Source organism: Serratia sp. CY47280, assembly GCF_052168655.1.
Lineage (GTDB): Bacteria > Pseudomonadota > Gammaproteobacteria > Enterobacterales > Enterobacteriaceae > Serratia > Serratia bockelmannii.
This window is the reverse complement of the sequence record NZ_JBJNMG010000009.1, coordinates 71,709-88,135: the sequence shown is the minus strand read 5'-3', so window position 1 is coordinate 88,135 and position 16,427 is coordinate 71,709. Positions and strand designations below refer to the sequence as shown.

Below are 16,427 nucleotides of genomic sequence, written 5' to 3'. Positions count from 1 at the left end.
TATTGACCCGGGAGAGTGATATGGATATCGATGAATTCGTGGCCCTTAGTGTAAAGCATAATGCTTCCGATCTGCACCTTTGTGCCGGTCATCCGCCGATGTTGCGCATCGACGGTGAACTGCAGCCGCTGGCGGCGGCGCAAACGCTGACGGCGCAAGGCGCGCAGGCCCTCTGCGATGGATTGCTGAATGCGCAGCAGCGCGAGAGCCTGCGGCGGCTGGGGCAGGTCGATCTGGCGTTGCACAGGCCGGGCGGGGAGCGGTTGCGCGCCAACATTTTTCAACAAAGCGCGGGGATGTCTCTCGCGTTGCGGCGTATTGCCAGGCAATCGCCTTCGCTTGCCGAGCTGGCAGCGCCGGCCATCGTGCCGGCGCTGCTGCGGCGCGACGATGGGCTTCTCCTGGTCACCGGCGCCACCGGCAGCGGCAAGTCCACCACGCTGGCAGCGATGATCGACGAGATCAACCGGCACCAGCAGCGGCACATTTTGACGCTGGAGGATCCGATTGAATTCCTGCACCGCAGCCGGCGATCGCTGATCCAGCAGCGGGAGATCGGCCGCGACAGCCACAGCTTTGATGCGGCGTTGCGCGCCGCGCTGCGCGAAGATCCTGATGTGATCCTGCTGGGCGAGCTGCGCGATACCACCACCATCCGGCTGGCGCTCACCGCGGCGGAGACCGGCCACCTGGTGCTGGCGACGCTGCACACCCGCAGCGCGTCGCAGGCAGTGGAACGGTTAGTGGACGTGTTTCCGGCGGAAGAAAAACCCTATGTGCGCGCCCAGCTGGCCGGCAGTCTGCAGGCGGTGATCGCGCAAAAGCTGATGAGGCGGCCCGGCGGCGGACGCGTGGCGATCTTCGAAGTGCTGACGGCGACGGCGGCGGTCAGCAACCTGATCCGCGAAGGGAAAACGCATCAGTTGGCGAGCGTGTTGCAAACCGGCGCACAGTCCGGCATGCAAACCTTTGAGCAAGGTTTGCAGCAGCGGATTGACGCCGGTGTGTTGGGGGACTGTGCGGGGGAGGGAACGGGTGTTTAGCCCAGCTGCCGTTCGAACCAGCTCTCGAGGATCACTACCGCGGAGGCGGAATCCACGCTGCCTTTATCAAGGGCGCGGAAGCCGCCGCGGTCGAACAGGTTGGCGCGCGCTTCCACGGTGCTCAGGCGCTCGTCATGCAGATCGATCTGGATGCCGAAGCGGCCGTGCAGGCGGTTGGCGAACTTGCGCGCCTGGGCGGTAACGGGTTGTTCGGTGCCGTCCATGTTCAGCGGCAGGCCGACCACCACCAAATCCGGCTGCCACTCCTTTAGCAGTTTTTCAATTTTCAGCCAGTCCGGCGAGCCGTCCTGCGCTTTGAAGGCCGGCAGGGCGCGGGCGCTGCCGGTCAACTCCTGGCCGATGGCCGCGCCAATGCTTTTGGTGCCGAAGTCGAAGGCGATAATGGTGCGGTTGCTCATCAGGCGTGTCCTGCGTGGTTGGCGATGCTGCGAATGTCGATACCCAATAGGTTCCCCGCCTCGCGCCAGCGGCTGGCGATCGGCGTGCGGAACAAAATGTCGGTGTTGGCTTCGATGGTCAGCCAGGCGTTTTCCAATACTTCCTGCTCCAACTGGCCCTTTTCCCAGCCCGCATAACCCAGCGCCACCAGCACGTCGTCCGGTTGCTCTGGCGTGCCGAGCGTTTCCAGCACGTCTTTCGAGGTGGTGATCATGGTGTTGGGCGAAATTTGAATGCTGGCGCCGAAGCCGTGGCGCGGCGTATGCAGGATAAACCCGCGATCGTCCGCCAGGGGGCCGCCGGCGAACACCGGCTTGTCCAGGCTGATGGCCGGATCGCGCGCAGGCGGCATGATCTTCAGCTTGCTCAGCACCGTGGCTACCGTGAACTGCTCCACCGGTTTATTGATCACCAAACCCATGGCGCCTTCTTCATTGTGCTCGCAAATGTAAATCACCGAGCGCTTGAAGCGAGGATCCTGCAGCGTTGGCATGGCGATCAGAAAATGGTGCTGTAAATTCATGGCGTTAGTATAAGGTAATCAATGGGTGAGAAAATAAACAGCCGCCAGTATGCGGCTATACCCGCCGCCTTTCAAGCCGCTGCCGGAAAGGCGGGCTTTGGCGGGCGCGATACAGGATAGCGGGCGGCATGCCGCCCGCATGACGCATTACTTCGCCGCCAGGCGCTTTTCAATCGCGTCCATCAGCATGCCGGTAATCGAGATAGGGAATGCCGCCTCGATCTCGCGTGCGCAGGTTGGGCTGGTCACGTTGATCTCGGTCAGGCGATCGCCGATCACGTCCAGACCAACGAAGATCAGCCCTTTCTCTTTCAGCGTCGGGGCGACGGTACGGGCGATTTTCCAGTCGCTCTCGCTCAGTGGACGCGCTTCGCCGCGGCCGCCGGCCGCCAGGTTGCCGCGGGTCTCGCCCTGCGCCGGAATGCGCGCCAGGCAGTAAGGCACCGGCTCGCCGTCCACCACCAGGATGCGCTTGTCGCCGTCCTTGATCGCCGGCAGGAAGTTCTGCGCCATGCAGAAACGGCTGCCGTGTTCGGTCAGGGTTTCGATGATCACCGACAGGTTAGGATCGTCCTGCTTCACGCGGAAGATAGACGCGCCGCCCATGCCGTCCAGCGGTTTCAGGATGATGTCGCCGTGCTGTTGGTGGAATTTGCGGATGTGTGCGGCGCTGCGGCTGACCAGCGTATCCGGCGTCAGTTCCGAGAACCAGGCGGTGAACAGCTTCTCATTGCAGTCGCGCAGGCTTTGCGGCTTGTTGACCACCAGCGTGCCTTTGACTTCGGCGCGTTCCAGAATGTAGGTCGCGTAGATGTATTCGGTATCGAACGGCGGATCCTTGCGCATCAGGATCACGTCCAGATCGTGCAGCGCCAGATCCTGCTCGGCGCCGAAGCTGAACCAGCTCTCCTTGTCTTCCTTCACGCTCAGCAGGCGGGTACGGGCGCGCCCGTCGCCGGCGTGCAGATAGAGATCGTTCATCTCCATGTAGTGCAATTCGTAACCGCGGCGCTGCGCTTCGAGCAGCATGGCGAAGCTGGTGTCTTTCTTGATGTTGATGGAATCGATAGGATCCATCACGATGCCGAGCTTAATCATCTTTTCTCCTTTAACCCAGGTCGCCGAAGCGGACCTGCAGAGCGGTAATGGCGGTGAGCGCTGTGGTTTCGGTACGCAGAACGCGTGGTCCCAGCAGAATATCAGTAAATCCGTGGTCGGTGGTCATGGCGATTTCGTCGGCGGACAAACCGCCTTCCGGGCCGATCAGCAGGCGGACGCGGTCTACCGGCTGCGGCAGCGTGTTGATGCTGTGGCTGGCGCGCGGATGCAGGTTGAGCTTCAGGCTGCCGTCCTGCTCGGCGCACCAGGCCTCCAGCGACATCGCCTCGCGGATTTCGGGAATGCGGTTGCGGCCGCACTGCTCGCAGGCGGCGATGGCGATTTTTTGCCATTGTTGGATTTTCTTCGCCAGACGCTCGCCGTCCAACTTGACGCCGCAGCGCTCGGAAAACAGCGGGGTGATGACGTTGACGCCCAGCTCGATGGATTTCTGGATGGTGAACTCCATCTTCTCGCCGCGCGAGATCACCTGGCCCAGATGCAGGTTGAGCGGCGATTCGATGTCCTCCACGCGGCCGTCGCCGAGGCGCACCAGCACGCTCTTTTTGTCCACCCGGACTATCTCGGCGTCGAACACCTGGTTACTGCCGTCGAACAGCTGCAGCGCCTGGCCGGCGCTCATGCGCAGCACGCGCCCGACGTGGTTGGCGGCGTCCTCGCTGAGGGCGATCTCCGCCCGATCGGTCAACGGCTGCGGATGGTAAATGCGGGGTATGCGCATGGGTAGTCTGATCCTGACGAAACGGCGCCGCGGGTTGGCGGCGCCATGAAAGATAAAGGCTATAGTAGGTTAGCTTTTCCGCTGCTGACAAGCCTGTTGAATATAGGGGTTGTGGTTGCCCTGCACCTTGGCGATACGTGCTTCACGCTGACATTCCCATTGGCTCACCGGATATTGCCGGTTCCACACCTCGAACAACTGGGTTTGCTGGCGTGACAGCCGCAGCTGGTAGCGATCGCGCATGTAGAAGTAGGTGCGGGCAATGGCGCCGCGGGCGCGGGCGGGCGGCTCCGCCTGTTTATTCTTGAAGTCCACCTTCATTGGGCATTGCCCGTACTGGCCTGCGCCGCCGTTCCATTGGCTGTACATGAAGTTGTTGCGGTCGCCGTTCACTTCGCCGATCGCCGGCTGCAGGTTGTGCAGATCGGTTTCTATCTGGCGATAGGTGGCGTCCTTGTTGCAATTTTTGCGCCCGCCGTCCTGCCAGCACTGCAGCTGGTGACCGAACTGCCAGGCCGGCACTACGTGTTCCCATTCGATGCGCTGTGCGCGCTGGACGTTTTTACGCACCTGATAGCCGCAGCCGGCGAGATCCGGGATACCCTTCTTGCCTTGCCAGTCGATGCGGCAGCCGCAGTAAAAGCTGCCCGGCGCATCCTGATTAATCTTGGCCGCCGCCGCTTTGGCCTGAGAGAAGTTATTGATGCCGTGCGCCTGTACGGCGCCTGCGGCGAAAACCGCCATAAACAAAATTCTGCGAAGCATATTCCAAAACAGCTCAAAATTGGAAAAGCAGGCAGGGTAACGGAACTTGCCGGCAGTGGCAAATGGCGATATTTGCTTGTTTTAACGTATAAATCGTTTAACTAAAGGTTCTCGCTAGCAAGAAATTTCAGTTTTTCGCCGCACCGGCGGCAGCGGTATTCGCTTTCGCCGCGCAGCACGCGGTTATGGCGGCGAATGGTGAGCTGGTGCTGCCCGCAGCCGCAGCGGTAGGGGAAGGTTTTGCTTTGCACCGAGGCGGTTTCGAAACGGTGAGTGCGGCTGGCGGGGGTCAGTAGCACGCTTTCCATCATCCAGCGCCATTCGCGGCCGTGCGGCGCCACCCGGCCGAATTGGCGAAACACCAGCAGGTGCGCCAACTCATGCGGCACCACCTCATCGATAAACGGCTGTTGGTTTTCCAGCAGCAGCACCGGGTTCAGACGGATTTCCCAGCTTTGCAGCCAGGCGGTGCCCGCGCTGGTGCCGCGTTGCTGATAGACGATGCTGGGTTCGGGGAACTCGACGGCAAAATGCTGGCGTGCCAACTGCAGCTTTTCTCGCAGGCAGCGCATCACCGCTTGTTGCAGCGCGATGGGGATTCTTGGTTTGTTCATTGCGGCTAGCTTAAGCAATGGCACGGCGGCTGACAATATGCTCCGACGCAAATCCGCATCCGCGTTTTTTCGCCACATTGATAAAGCGATCGCCGTCGATGGATTGTAATCAATGTGTTAACTGCGGGATAATAAAGCGTGCATGATGAGCCTGTACCCGCAGTTCTCACCGAGCAAGGTTGAAACGCCGCCTGTGGTAATCCCTTACGCAAAGAGCGGTTATTTTGCGATTTGGCGCAATAACTGACTGATTAAAAATACGTAAGGTGGAGGCAGTTTTTTGATAAGGCGCCGCCTCGCGCGCCACCACAAGTGTGAATTTAACGCAGCTGATGTTGCAAGTGAGAGATCAATGTCGAATAAACCGTTCCACTATCAAGATCCGTTCCCGCTGAAGAAAGACGATACCGAATATTATCTGCTGAGCCGCGACCACGTTTCCGTGAGCGAGTTTGAAGGCCAGGAAATACTGAAAGTTGCCCCTGAAGCGTTAACCCTGCTTGCCCAGCATGCGTTCCACGACGCCTCGTTCATGCTGCGCCCGGCGCATCAACAGCAGGTGGCCGATATCCTCGACGATCCGGACGCCAGCGAAAACGACAAATACGTTGCGCTGCAATTTCTGCGTAACTCAGAAATCGCCGCCAAGGGTATTTTACCGACCTGCCAGGATACCGGTACGGCGATCATCGTCGGCAAAAAGGGCCAGCGCGTCTGGACCGGCGGCGGCGATGAAGAAGCGCTGTCGCGCGGGGTGTACAACACCTACATCGAAGAGAACCTGCGCTATTCGCAGAACGCCGCGCTGGATATGTACAAAGAGGTCAATACCGGCAGCAACCTGCCGGCGCAGATCGATCTCTACAGCGTGGACGGCGAAGAATACAAATTCCTGTGCATCGCCAAGGGCGGTGGTTCTGCCAACAAAACCTATCTGTATCAGGAAACCAAGGCGCTGCTGTCGCCGGGCAAGCTGAAAAACTACCTGGTCGACAAGATGCGCACGCTGGGCACTGCGGCCTGCCCGCCGTACCACGTGGCGTTCGTCATCGGCGGCACCTCGGCGGAAGCGACGCTGAAAACCGTCAAACTGGCCTCGACCAAGTATTACGATGGCCTGCCGACCGAAGGCAACGAGCATGGTCAGGCGTTCCGCGATCTGGAACTCGAAGCGGAACTGCTGCAAGAAGCGCAGAACTTGGGGCTGGGCGCGCAGTTCGGCGGCAAATACTTCGCGCACGATATCCGCGTGGTGCGCCTGCCGCGCCACGGCGCGTCCTGCCCGGTCGGCATGGGCGTTTCCTGCTCGGCAGACCGCAACATCAAAGGCAAGATTAACCGCGACGGCATCTGGCTGGAAAAACTGGAGCACAATCCGGGTAAATTCATTCCTCAGGAGCTGCGCCAGGCCGGGGAAGGCGAGGCGATCAAAGTCGATCTCAACCGTCCAATGGCCGAGATCCTCAAACAGCTGTCGCAGTACCCGGTTTCCACCCGCCTGTCGCTGAGCGGCACCATCATCGTCGGCCGCGATATCGCGCACGCCAAGCTGAAAGAGCGCCTGGATCGCGGTGAAGGCTTGCCGCAGTACGTCAAGGATCACCCGATCTACTACGCCGGCCCGGCCAAAACGCCGGAAGGCTACGCGTCCGGTTCCTTGGGGCCAACCACCGCTGGGCGTATGGACTCCTACGTCGATCTGCTGCAATCCCACGGCGGCAGCATGATCATGCTGGCGAAAGGCAACCGCAGCCAGCAGGTGACGGATGCCTGCCACAAGCACGGCGGCTTTTACCTCGGCAGCATCGGCGGCCCGGCGGCGGTGCTGGCGCAGCAGAGCATCAAGAGCCTGGAGTGCGTGGAGTACCCTGAGCTGGGCATGGAAGCGATCTGGAAAATCGAAGTGGAAGATTTCCCGGCGTTTATCCTGGTGGATGACAAAGGCAATGACTTCTTCCAGAAGATCCAGGCCGGTCAGTGCTCCAGCTGCCTGAAATAATCGCGGCCCCCTTCGCCGCCTGCCGGCGGTGAAGGGGAGTGTGTAAAGTCCTGTAGCTTGCTGGACGTCGAGTTTTAACCTGTATACCCTACGCGGATAGCACTAAAATTCGACTAATGGAATATCGGCAACAGAAGGTTCGGCAAGCACATGGGAACGCAGGAAAGTCACATCAAGGAATTGCTGGTCTGGATTGAAGATAACCTGACCAATCCGCTGTCGTTGGATATCGTTTCTGCCAAGTCAGGCTACACGAAATGGTACCTGCAGCGCATGTTCAAAAAGCAGACTGGATTATCGTTAGCCTCGTATATCCGCGCTCGCCGCCTCTACCTCGCCGCCTTCGCCTTGCGCTTCACGCAGAAGAGCATTTTAGACATTTCGGTTGAATATCAATTCGATAATCAGCAGACATTCTCGCGCTGTTTCAAAAAGCACTTCGCCGAATCGCCCAGCGTGTATCGTCATGCCCGCAAGCAGGACTTCAGCAATCTGGTGCGTTCGCTGGCGGCCAGCCAGCCCGGCGATATTCAGGTCGAACGCGTCAGCATCGCCAGAGGGCAGTACGCTTTTCACGGCAAACATTACGCGTACCATCTGGATATCGAGAAGCTGGACAAGTCGCACCTGCCGCAGCGCAGCGCGCTGCGAGGGCAGTTCTATACCTTGCTGGGTGAGCGCCCGGCACAAACCTATTCGTTTACCCAGCTGGTGCCGGACGGCGAGCGGGTCAGGGTCGATTATACCCTGGGCGTGACGACGGACTACCCGCTGCGCGAAGGCGTGGCGCTGGAGCCGCTGCCGGAGATCCACGGCGAGTTTTGCCGTTTTCGCTATTCCGGCAAGCCGGTGGCGCTCAATGATCACATCATTAAAATTTACACGCAGGTACTGCCCGAAATGGGGCTGGCCCGCGGTGACGGGCCGGACATGACGGTATTCAGCTATTCGCTGAGCGGGAAAGAGGAGCTGTATCTGGAGCTGCAGCATCTGGTGCCGGTGGTGCCGTTGCACTGATCCCGTCGGCGGCCGGCCGCCGGTTTTTCTGCTGCACGATCGCCGCCATCACTGCCAGGGCGATCTCCGCCGGCGTTTTGCTGCCCAGCGGCAGGCCGATCGGCGCATGAATGCGTTTCAACTCCTGCGGCGTGAATTCGGCAATCTGCTGCAACCGCTGGCGCCGCCGCGCGCTGTTTCTCAGCGAGCCCATGGCGCCGATGTAAAACGCCGGAGTGTGGATCGCTTCCATCAGCGTCAGGTCATCCATACGCGGATCGTGGGTCAGCGCCACGACGGCGGTATTGGCGTGGCAACCGCCGTCCTCAATGAACTTGGCCGGAAACTGGCGCAGCAGCGTCACGCCCGGTTTCAGCTCGGCGGCGAAGTTATCCAGCGCCTCCGGGCGGCTCTCGCACACCAGCACCTCAAACCCCAGCGCCACGGCGAAGTCGGCGCAGTACAGCGCCACGCTGGACAACCCGGCGATCAGCAGGCGCGGCGCGGCCGCGATGTGCAGGGTGATCTGCTCGAGCCGGCGTTCGACCTGGGTGGCGCTGGTGAAGTGGCTCTGCTCAAGGCTGTGGCAGGCGTGGGGCAGCGTCAGGTGTTTGATCAACGCGTGATGCCCTTCCAGCGCGCCGGCGATGCGTTGCATATAAGCGACGCTGGCTTCTCCCGCCGGCAGATACTCGATCAGCACGTCCAGCACGCCGCCGCAGGGCAGCGCCACGTTGGGCGTCATGCCGCCTTCGCCATAACGGATCACCTGGCTGGCCGCCTGATACTCCCCGGCGGCTACGCGCCGTAGAAAGTCCTCCTCCACGCACCCGCCCGACAATGAACCGCTGTAGCGGCCGTCTCGGGTCGCGGCCATCAACGCGCCCGGCGACCGCGGCGAAGAGCCGTAGGTACTGAGCACGGTGCATAACCAGACCGGCTGTTGCTGCAGCCAGCTTATCGCCTGGCTGACCACGGTGACATCAAGATGTTGCATAGGTGAATTTACTCGCTGGCCGGGAGTTGCGATGGAAGATCAATATCCTGCACGACGCCGGGGTGCTCAAGCGGCAGCAGGTGCACTGCCGCGCCTTGCAGCAGTTCACGCGCGCCATTATCGCCGCGCAGTTGGCAAAGCGGTTTGCGCAATCGGGCGGAAAAGCCGACCGGGTGACCGGGCTGTTGCGCATAGCAGGGGCGCACGATCGCGTGTTGCCGTAAGGCATCCGCCACCTGTCGGAAAACGTCGGCGCCGACGAACGGCATATCGGCCAGGTGGATCAGCCAGCCCTGCCAGTGCGGCGTGGCCGCAACGCCCGCGGCGATCGAGTCGCCGAGGCCCGCGCTGGCGAGCAGGGTGACCGGCACTTGCTTGGCGGCGCAGGCTGCCAGCACCGGCAGATTATCCGGCCGGGTTACCACCTGTACCGGCAGGCCGGAAGCCAGCGCCTGGCGCAGAGTGTGTTCGAACAGCGATCGCTGCTCGCCCGCTGCATCGGCGAATCCGGCGTTCAATTTGTTGCCCTGGCCGCCGGCCTGGATAAAGCGCTCCCCGCGTCCGGCGGCGGTAATGACAATGCCCGTGGTCATGCTTGAAGTCCGCGTTTGCGCAAATTATTTATTAGCCTACAAACTACCTGTGTTTTGCAAATGTTTTTTTGTTGAAAACAGCCTGTTAATCATCACATAATTTTAGTTATAAGCATATGCTTATGACGTCTACGGCAAGGTCGTCAGCGTTTGCGCAACAACACCGCGAACAAAAACCAATTACAAGAAAGACGTGAAGGACTTATTTATGAGCAATTTCAACCCGTCGCGGCGCCGCTTTATCAAAAGCGCCGTGATTGCGGGGGTGTCTGTGTATCTCGCCCCCCTGTACAGCCGCGCCTACGCCGCGCTGTTCGAGCAAAAAATCCTCCAGTCGCCCAACTGGGATCCGCAGACCAAACGCGTCCGTTTCCGCATCGATGGCCGCGCCAAGGTCATGGGGCAGAAGGTGTTCGCGCGCGATATCCGCGCGGTGGACATGCCGCACTGGCCGCAGAAACAGGCGCACGCCTTCATTCTGCGCGTCACCAAAGCCGACCGGCTGTTCGAAGGGGTCGATCTGTCGCTGTTGGGGGACGACCTGCAGCCGGATCGCCTGGTGACGGCGGAAGATCTGGCGCGCGATGGCCTGGCCTTCCCGGCGTTCTACGGTGACGACATGCTGCTGCCGAGCGGCAAAACCCCGGCCTACCTCGGCCAGGCGGTGGCGATCCTGATCTATCACGACTTCGCCCGATTCCGCTTTGCCAAGGACAAGCTGAAATTCCGTGAAGAGACCATCAAATTCGGCGCGGTCACCGGCCCGCTGGAGCGCGATCCCTGGGGCAGCTTCCGCTATGTGCGGGTGGGGGGCGATCAACCGTTCGACGACGATCGCTTCTCCAGCCTGAAGGACACGCCAATCTTCCCGGTATCGATGAAAAAGCACCTGCCGGTGTGGCCGGAAGGGCGCGAGGGCGGCAAGCTGGATCAGGAAGGCATGCGCTATGCGGGCCAGATCGCCGACGAGATGGCCAACCCGCCGGCCGACTGGCTGGTGATGTCACGCCGCTACACCACGCAGTCGATCGATACCTCGGCGCTGGAGCCGGACAACGCCAACGGCTGGTTCGACGCGCAGACGCAAACCCTGCATCTGGTGGTGCCGACCCAGTCGCCGCAGGAAGTGGCCGACGAGATGCCGCGCATGCTGGCCAAGCGCAACCCGCCGGTGAAACAGCTAATCCTGCACCCGTGCTACACCGTGGGCTACGGCTCGAAAGATCACTACAACTTCCCCTATTACGGCGCAGTGGCGGCGATGTACGGCGACGGCCACCCGGTGCGCCTGGCCAATGACCGCTTCGAGCAGTTCCAGACGGCGCTGAAGCGCCACGCGTTCGACATGAACTATCGCATCGCGGTGAATCGCCAGACCGGCGTTATGCAGTCGTTCCTCGGTGACATGACGGCGGACGGCGGCGGCCGCAGCAACTTTACCCCTTCGGTGGTGATGGTCGGCGCGACCGCCGCCCAGTCGATTTACTACTTCCCAAAAAGCGATCTGTCGTCGGTCGGGCTGGCCTCACGCGCCATCGACGCCGGTTCGGCGCGCGGTTACGGCACGCTGCAGAGCATGGCCGCCACCGAGATGATGGTGGATGAGCTGGCCGCCGAGCTGAAGATCGACCCGATCGAGTTCCGCCTGCGCAACGTGCTGAAATCCGGCATGAAAAACACCCAAGGGGCGATCCCGGCCGGTGCGATCCGCGCCGATGAAGTGCTGGAGAAGGCGGCGAAGCATGAGATGTGGCTCAAGCGCGCCGAACGCAAGGCCGAGTTTGAGAGTCGCTATCCCGGCAAGCGCTATGGCGTTGGCTTCGGCTGCGTGCAGAAAGACTTCGGCACCGGGGCGGAAACCTCGTTCGCCCGGGTGGAGCTGAGCGAAGACGGGCGCATCACCCTACATCACAGCGGCGCGGAGATGGGCACCGGCATGTCGACCTCGCAGTCGGTACTGTGCGCGCAGTGGCTGGGCAAACCGGCCGACGAAGCGCACTTCTCGGTCACCGACTGGTCGGTACTGCCGATGGTCACCAGCGGCGATCCTTACCTGATGTCGCAAGAAGAGCAGGACAAGCTGCAAACCAACCCCAACTGGACGCCGAGCTACTGTTCGCCGTCGAGCGCCAGCAATTCGGCCTATTACTTCTCGCACAGCACCCGCGAAGCGGCGCGCCTGATCTTCGATCACGGCCTGTGGCCGGCGGCGATGGCGCTGTGGCAGGCCGGTATCGGCGGCGGCCAGGCGGCGCCGCTGGTGGTGCGGCGCGAAGATGCGCGTTGGGTCGAAGGCGGCCTGACGGCGGCGGGCATGTCGGTGCTGAGCCTCGAGCTGCTGGCCAAGACGGCTTATCAGATGGGCGGCGTCACCGGCGCGGCGGTGCACGTGTTTAACCGCTGGCAGTGGGCGGAGGCCGATTTCACGTTGAACGGCAAAAGCGAGCGCCTGCCGGTCGACGGCATGGCGCTGCGCAACGCCGGCGGCGAATTCAAACCGCTGGCGCGCGGGCAGGTCTATTATCCGCCGACCCAGCGCAACAATGCGGCGGTGACCTACTACAGCGCCGTTGGCACGCTGGCGGAAGTGGCGGTGGATATCGCCACCGGCCAGGTGGAATTGCTGAATCACCATTCGATCATGGAATGTGGCAACCTGATCGTGCCGGAACTGGTTTCCGGCCAACTGCAGGGCGGGCTGGCGATGGGGATCGGCCATGCGCTGCACGAATATTTACCGCTGTACGAAGACGGCCCGGGCAACGGCACCTGGAACTTCAACCGTTACCACCTGCCGCGCGCCAGCGACGTGGCGGTGTGGAAACAGAGCGGCGACATCCTGCCGGCGCTGTCGGAAACCGATCCGCCGAAAGGCATGGCGGAGGTGGTGATGATCCCGATCGTGGCCGCGCTGGTCAACGCCATCGCCGACGCCACCGGCCACCGTTTCCGTGATTTGCCCGTTCGTGCAGAAAATATTCGTGAGGTATTACAATGAGCATTAAAACCCAGCCGATCTCCCTGACCATCAACGAGAAGCAATACGGCCCGATCGAGGTGCCGGAAGGCTTGATGATGATCGATTTCCTGCACGAGTACCTTGATCTGACCGGTTCGCGCCTCGGCTGCGGGCAGGGCATTTGCCACGCCTGCGTGGCGATCGTCGATCACTCGAGCGGCACCAGCGAAGAGGTGCGCACCTGCATCACCGGCGCGCATTTCTTCAACGGCAAGAAAGTGCGTACCGTCGAAGGCCACGCCAAGGTGGACGAGCAGGGCGAGGTGGTTGAACTGTCGCCGATCCAGCAGGCGTTTCTGGAGCACTACAGCTTCCAGTGCGGCTACTGCACGCCGGGCTTCGTCAACGCCGCCACCATTTTCGTGGAAAAGCTCAAGCGTGAGCCGATCGCCCGCGAACAGCTGGAAAACGCCATCGAGCAGGCGCTGGACAGCCACATCTGCCGCTGCACCGGCTACGTGCGCTACTACGAAGCGGTGCGCGACGTGGTGCTGAAAACGCCGGGCCTGCTGAAGGAGACGGCGCAATGAAAAAACGTCTCGCAGTGTTGATTGTGCTGGTGGCGATCGTGGTGATTGCGCTGCTGTGGTGGCGGGAAAACCGCCGTTACGACGGCCCGGTGCAGCAGGTGACCGCCAGCGCCGAACAGATCGCGCGCGGCCGCTATCTGGCGCAGGCCGCCGACTGCGCCGCCTGCCATACCGCCAGCGGCGGGGCGCCGTTGGCCGGCGGCTATCCGCTGGACACGCCGTTCGGCACGATTTACGGCAGCAACCTGACGCCATCGGGCGACCACGGCATCGGGCGCTGGACCAAGGACGACTTCTTCCTGGCGCTGACGCAGGGCGTGGCGCCGGGCGGGCGACACCTGTACCCGGCGATGCCTTACACCTCGTACAAGGGCATATCGCGTCAGGATGCCGACGACATCTACGCTTACCTGATGACGCGCCCGGCGGTGGACGTCGCCATTCCGGCCAATGAGATGCCGTTCCCGTTCAACCAGCGCATGGCGCTGATCGGCTGGAACCTGCTGTTCCGTAGCCAGGATCCGCTGCCGGCCAGTTCGCAGGGCAATTCGCCGCAATGGCAGCGCGGCCGCTATCTGGCCGACGTGCTGGGCCACTGTGGCGAATGCCACACGCCGCGCGGCGCACTGGGGCAGATGGATCTCGCTAAGCCGATGCAGGGCGGCGATCTCGGCCGCTTCATGGCGCCGGACATTACGCCGCACGGCCTGGCGCAGCGCGGCTGGACGCCGCAGGACGTCAGCCGCTTCCTTGGCACCGGCCTCGCGCCGCAGGGTTCGGCCTTCAGTGAGATGCATATGGTGGTGGATCTCAGCACCCGTCATTTGACGCCAGAAGACCATCAGGCGCTGGCGCTCTATCTGATGGGCGAGCAGCCGCCAGCGGCGGTGCCGGTGAAAATGGGGCAGGGCAGCGATGCCGGGCGCATGACCTATCTGGATCAGTGTGCCGGCTGTCATGCGCGCGAAGGCGAAGGCAAACCGCACGTCGCACCGGCGATGCGCGATAACGCCACGCTGCGCCAGGCGGACGGCCAGAACCTGATCGTGTCGGTGCTGGACGGCTTGCCGGCCCAGCAGTTCCCGAACGGTGAAAGCATGCAGAGCATGCCGGGCTTCGGCGAGCGTCTGAGCGATGCCGACGTGGCGGAACTGGTAAATTACCTGCGGGTGACCTGGGGCGGTTTGCCGGCGGACGTCACCGCCGAGCAGGTGAAAGCGCTGCGCAAGTAAGCGGCGTTCAGACGAAAAAAATGGCCCGCATCTGCGGGCCATTTTATTGCGCGGTCACGGGATTCAACGGCTGGTGACGCCGTCGACGCGTTGGCTGCGCTGTTTGATGGCGTAACCGACGGCCAGGATCGCCACCCATACCGGGATCAGCAGCACCGAGATTTGAATGCCCGGCGTCAGGTACATGATCACCAGGATGCCGGCCATGAACAGCAGGCACAGGTAGTTGCTGAACGGGTACCAGAACGCTTTGAACTTCGGCACCACGCCTTCGCGGTTTTTAGCGGCGCGGAACTTCAGGTGCGCCAGGCTGATCATCGCCCAGTTGATCACCAGCGCCGACACCACCAACGCCATCAGCAGTTCGAAGGCACGGCCCGGGATCAGGTAGTTAATCAGCACGCACAGCGCGGTGGCGAGGGCGGAGATGCCGATGGCCACCACCGGCACGCCGCGGCCGTCGACCTTCAGCAGGCTTTTCGGGCCGTTGCCCTGCTGCGCCAGACCGTACAGCATGCGGCTGTTGCAGTAGACGCAGCTGTTGTACACCGACAGCGCGGCGGTGAGCACCACGACGTTTAGCACGGTCGCCACCAGGTTGCTGTTCAGCGCGTGGAAGATCAGTACGAACGGGCTGCCGCCTTCGACCACTTTGCCCCACGGGTACAGCGACAGCAGAATAGCCAGCGAACCGATATAGAAGATCAGGATGCGGTAGATCACCTGATTGGTGGCTTTCGGAATGCTCTTTTGCGGGTTGTCGGCTTCGGCGGCGGTGATGCCAACCAGTTCGAGGCCGCCGAAGGAGAACATGATCACCGCCATCGCCATCACCAGGCCCATGACGCCGTTCGGGAAGAACCCGCCCTGCGCCCACAGGTTGGTGACGGTGGCTTCCGGGCCGCCCATGCCGCTGAACAGCAGGTAGGCGCCGAACACGATCATGCCGATAATCGCCACCACCTTGATGATGGCGAACCAGAACTCCATCTCGCCGTAAACTTTAACGTTGGCGAGGTTGATGGCGTTGATCGCCAGGAAGAATACCGCGGCGGAGACCCAGGTCGGGATCTCCGGCCACCAGTACTGCACGTAGATGCCGACCGCGGTCAGCTCCGCCATCGCCACCAGGACATACAGCACCCAGTAGTTCCAGCCGGAGGCGAAGCCGGCGAAGTTGCCCCAGTATTTGTAGGCGAAGTGGCTGAAGGAACCGGCGACCGGCTCTTCCACCACCATTTCCCCCAGCTGGCGCATGATCAGAAACGCGATGAAGCCGCCGATGGCGTAGCCGAGAAGCACTGACGGGCCGGCCATTTTTATTGTTTGAGCGATACCGAGAAATAACCCGGTACCGATTGCGCCACCTAAGGCGATGAGCTGAATATGGCGGTTTTTCAGGCCGCGTTTCAGCTGGTCACCCTGCTGTTGACCATCCATCAATCTAACCCTCTGTCGTTGTGAATGCCCACCTGCCTGTAAAGCAGTGGTTACGATGTGTGTTTTGTTTTATTTACGGCGTTATAGCTATTAATTCCACGGCGCCGCTACCGTTTGGCAGAGAATAATGTTATGCGCGTCGGTTTGCACCTGCTTTGTCGTGTGAGTGATTAAGATTGCAGCAGTTTAGGAAACAAAATGCGGGTTGTGTGACGGCGGGGGGGATTCAGTGCATGAAATAAGCAACAAATCACATAATGCGCAAAAATAACGTAGATCTGAACGGTGGGGTGCGTTCAAATAATGAACGAACCGCCGTTGCGCTGCTCGCCAAATAGCCATTCATTAAAGCGTCATAACCATGCAATAAAACTCGG

The 16,427-nt window shown here is 61.4% G+C and carries 15 protein-coding genes; 6 read left to right on the top strand and 9 right to left on the bottom strand.

Annotated features, from left to right (window positions below):
• Positions 1 to 20: 20 nt before the first annotated feature.
• Entirely contained in the window at positions 21 to 1,043 is a 1,023-nt protein-coding gene (locus ACJ8J4_RS23230; protein WP_043141339.1) for a type IV pilus twitching motility protein PilT, read from the top strand.
• Here the strand turns inward: ACJ8J4_RS23230 and ruvX are convergent.
• From ruvX to ACJ8J4_RS23200, 6 genes are all read right to left on the bottom strand, one after another.
• On the bottom strand, positions 1,040 to 1,462 hold the full coding sequence (ruvX, locus tag ACJ8J4_RS23225; RefSeq protein WP_025304246.1) for a Holliday junction resolvase RuvX: 423 nt from the start codon (positions 1,460 to 1,462) through the stop codon (positions 1,040 to 1,042). The two genes, ACJ8J4_RS23230 and ruvX, sit on opposite strands and share 4 nt — an antisense overlap.
• On the bottom strand, positions 1,462 to 2,025 hold the full coding sequence (locus tag ACJ8J4_RS23220) for a YqgE/AlgH family protein (protein WP_004937452.1): 564 nt from the start codon (positions 2,023 to 2,025) through the stop codon (positions 1,462 to 1,464). The genes ruvX and ACJ8J4_RS23220 overlap by 1 nt, the downstream gene beginning before the upstream one ends.
• A gap of 147 nt (positions 2,026 to 2,172) precedes the next feature.
• On the bottom strand, positions 2,173 to 3,123 hold the full coding sequence (gene gshB, locus ACJ8J4_RS23215) for a glutathione synthase (protein ID WP_043141334.1): 951 nt from the start codon (positions 3,121 to 3,123) through the stop codon (positions 2,173 to 2,175).
• Between the two features lie 10 nt (positions 3,124 to 3,133).
• Complete coding sequence (rsmE, locus tag ACJ8J4_RS23210) at positions 3,134 to 3,865, bottom strand: 16S rRNA (uracil(1498)-N(3))-methyltransferase (RefSeq protein WP_025304244.1); 732 nt, start codon at positions 3,863 to 3,865, stop codon at positions 3,134 to 3,136.
• A 69-nt stretch (positions 3,866 to 3,934) separates the two neighbouring features.
• On the bottom strand, positions 3,935 to 4,630 hold the full coding sequence (gene endA / locus ACJ8J4_RS23205) for a deoxyribonuclease I (protein WP_089196263.1): 696 nt from the start codon (positions 4,628 to 4,630) through the stop codon (positions 3,935 to 3,937).
• A gap of 101 nt (positions 4,631 to 4,731) precedes the next feature.
• Positions 4,732 to 5,244, bottom strand: a complete 513-nt coding sequence (locus ACJ8J4_RS23200) for a SprT family zinc-dependent metalloprotease (RefSeq protein ID WP_004937462.1) — start codon at positions 5,242 to 5,244, stop codon at positions 4,732 to 4,734.
• Between the two features lie 352 nt (positions 5,245 to 5,596).
• On the opposite strand from ACJ8J4_RS23200, the gene fumA reads away from it, so the two are divergent.
• Positions 5,597 to 7,243: a class I fumarate hydratase FumA gene (fumA, locus tag ACJ8J4_RS23195; RefSeq protein WP_025304241.1), complete on the top strand. Its 1,647-nt coding sequence runs from the start codon at positions 5,597 to 5,599 to the stop codon at positions 7,241 to 7,243.
• Between the two features lie 150 nt (positions 7,244 to 7,393).
• On the top strand, positions 7,394 to 8,260 hold the full coding sequence (locus ACJ8J4_RS23190; RefSeq protein WP_089181284.1) for a helix-turn-helix domain-containing protein: 867 nt from the start codon (positions 7,394 to 7,396) through the stop codon (positions 8,258 to 8,260).
• Here the strand turns inward: ACJ8J4_RS23190 and ACJ8J4_RS23185 are convergent.
• Together ACJ8J4_RS23185 and ACJ8J4_RS23180 are read right to left on the bottom strand one after the other, a co-directional pair.
• A complete protein-coding gene (locus ACJ8J4_RS23185; RefSeq protein ID WP_197836018.1) occupies positions 8,184 to 9,236 on the bottom strand; it encodes an XdhC family protein in 1,053 nt (350 codons plus the stop codon). The two genes, ACJ8J4_RS23190 and ACJ8J4_RS23185, sit on opposite strands and share 77 nt — an antisense overlap.
• 8 nt (positions 9,237 to 9,244) lie before the next feature.
• The gene (locus ACJ8J4_RS23180) at positions 9,245 to 9,829 is read right to left on the bottom strand and encodes a nucleotidyltransferase family protein (protein WP_049204219.1); all 585 of its coding nucleotides are present in this window, start codon (positions 9,827 to 9,829) and stop codon (positions 9,245 to 9,247) included.
• 208 nt (positions 9,830 to 10,037) lie between these two features.
• On the opposite strand from ACJ8J4_RS23180, the gene ACJ8J4_RS23175 reads away from it, so the two are divergent.
• From ACJ8J4_RS23175 to ACJ8J4_RS23165, 3 genes are read left to right on the top strand one after another with little or no spacing between them, the layout of a single operon-like run.
• Complete coding sequence (locus tag ACJ8J4_RS23175; protein ID WP_060434526.1) at positions 10,038 to 12,827, top strand: xanthine dehydrogenase family protein molybdopterin-binding subunit; 2,790 nt, start codon at positions 10,038 to 10,040, stop codon at positions 12,825 to 12,827.
• On the top strand, positions 12,824 to 13,378 hold the full coding sequence (locus tag ACJ8J4_RS23170; protein ID WP_197828501.1) for a (2Fe-2S)-binding protein: 555 nt from the start codon (positions 12,824 to 12,826) through the stop codon (positions 13,376 to 13,378). The genes ACJ8J4_RS23175 and ACJ8J4_RS23170 overlap by 4 nt, the downstream gene beginning before the upstream one ends.
• The gene (locus tag ACJ8J4_RS23165) at positions 13,375 to 14,610 is read left to right on the top strand and encodes a cytochrome c (protein ID WP_264383747.1); all 1,236 of its coding nucleotides are present in this window, start codon (positions 13,375 to 13,377) and stop codon (positions 14,608 to 14,610) included. The genes ACJ8J4_RS23170 and ACJ8J4_RS23165 overlap by 4 nt, the downstream gene beginning before the upstream one ends.
• A gap of 63 nt (positions 14,611 to 14,673) precedes the next feature.
• Here ACJ8J4_RS23165 and ACJ8J4_RS23160 read toward each other — a convergent pair whose 3' ends face one another.
• Positions 14,674 to 16,050 (bottom strand): amino acid permease, encoded by a 1,377-nt coding sequence (locus tag ACJ8J4_RS23160; RefSeq protein WP_025304234.1) that lies wholly within the window; start codon positions 16,048 to 16,050, stop codon positions 14,674 to 14,676.
• Positions 16,051 to 16,427: the final 377 nt, after the last annotated feature.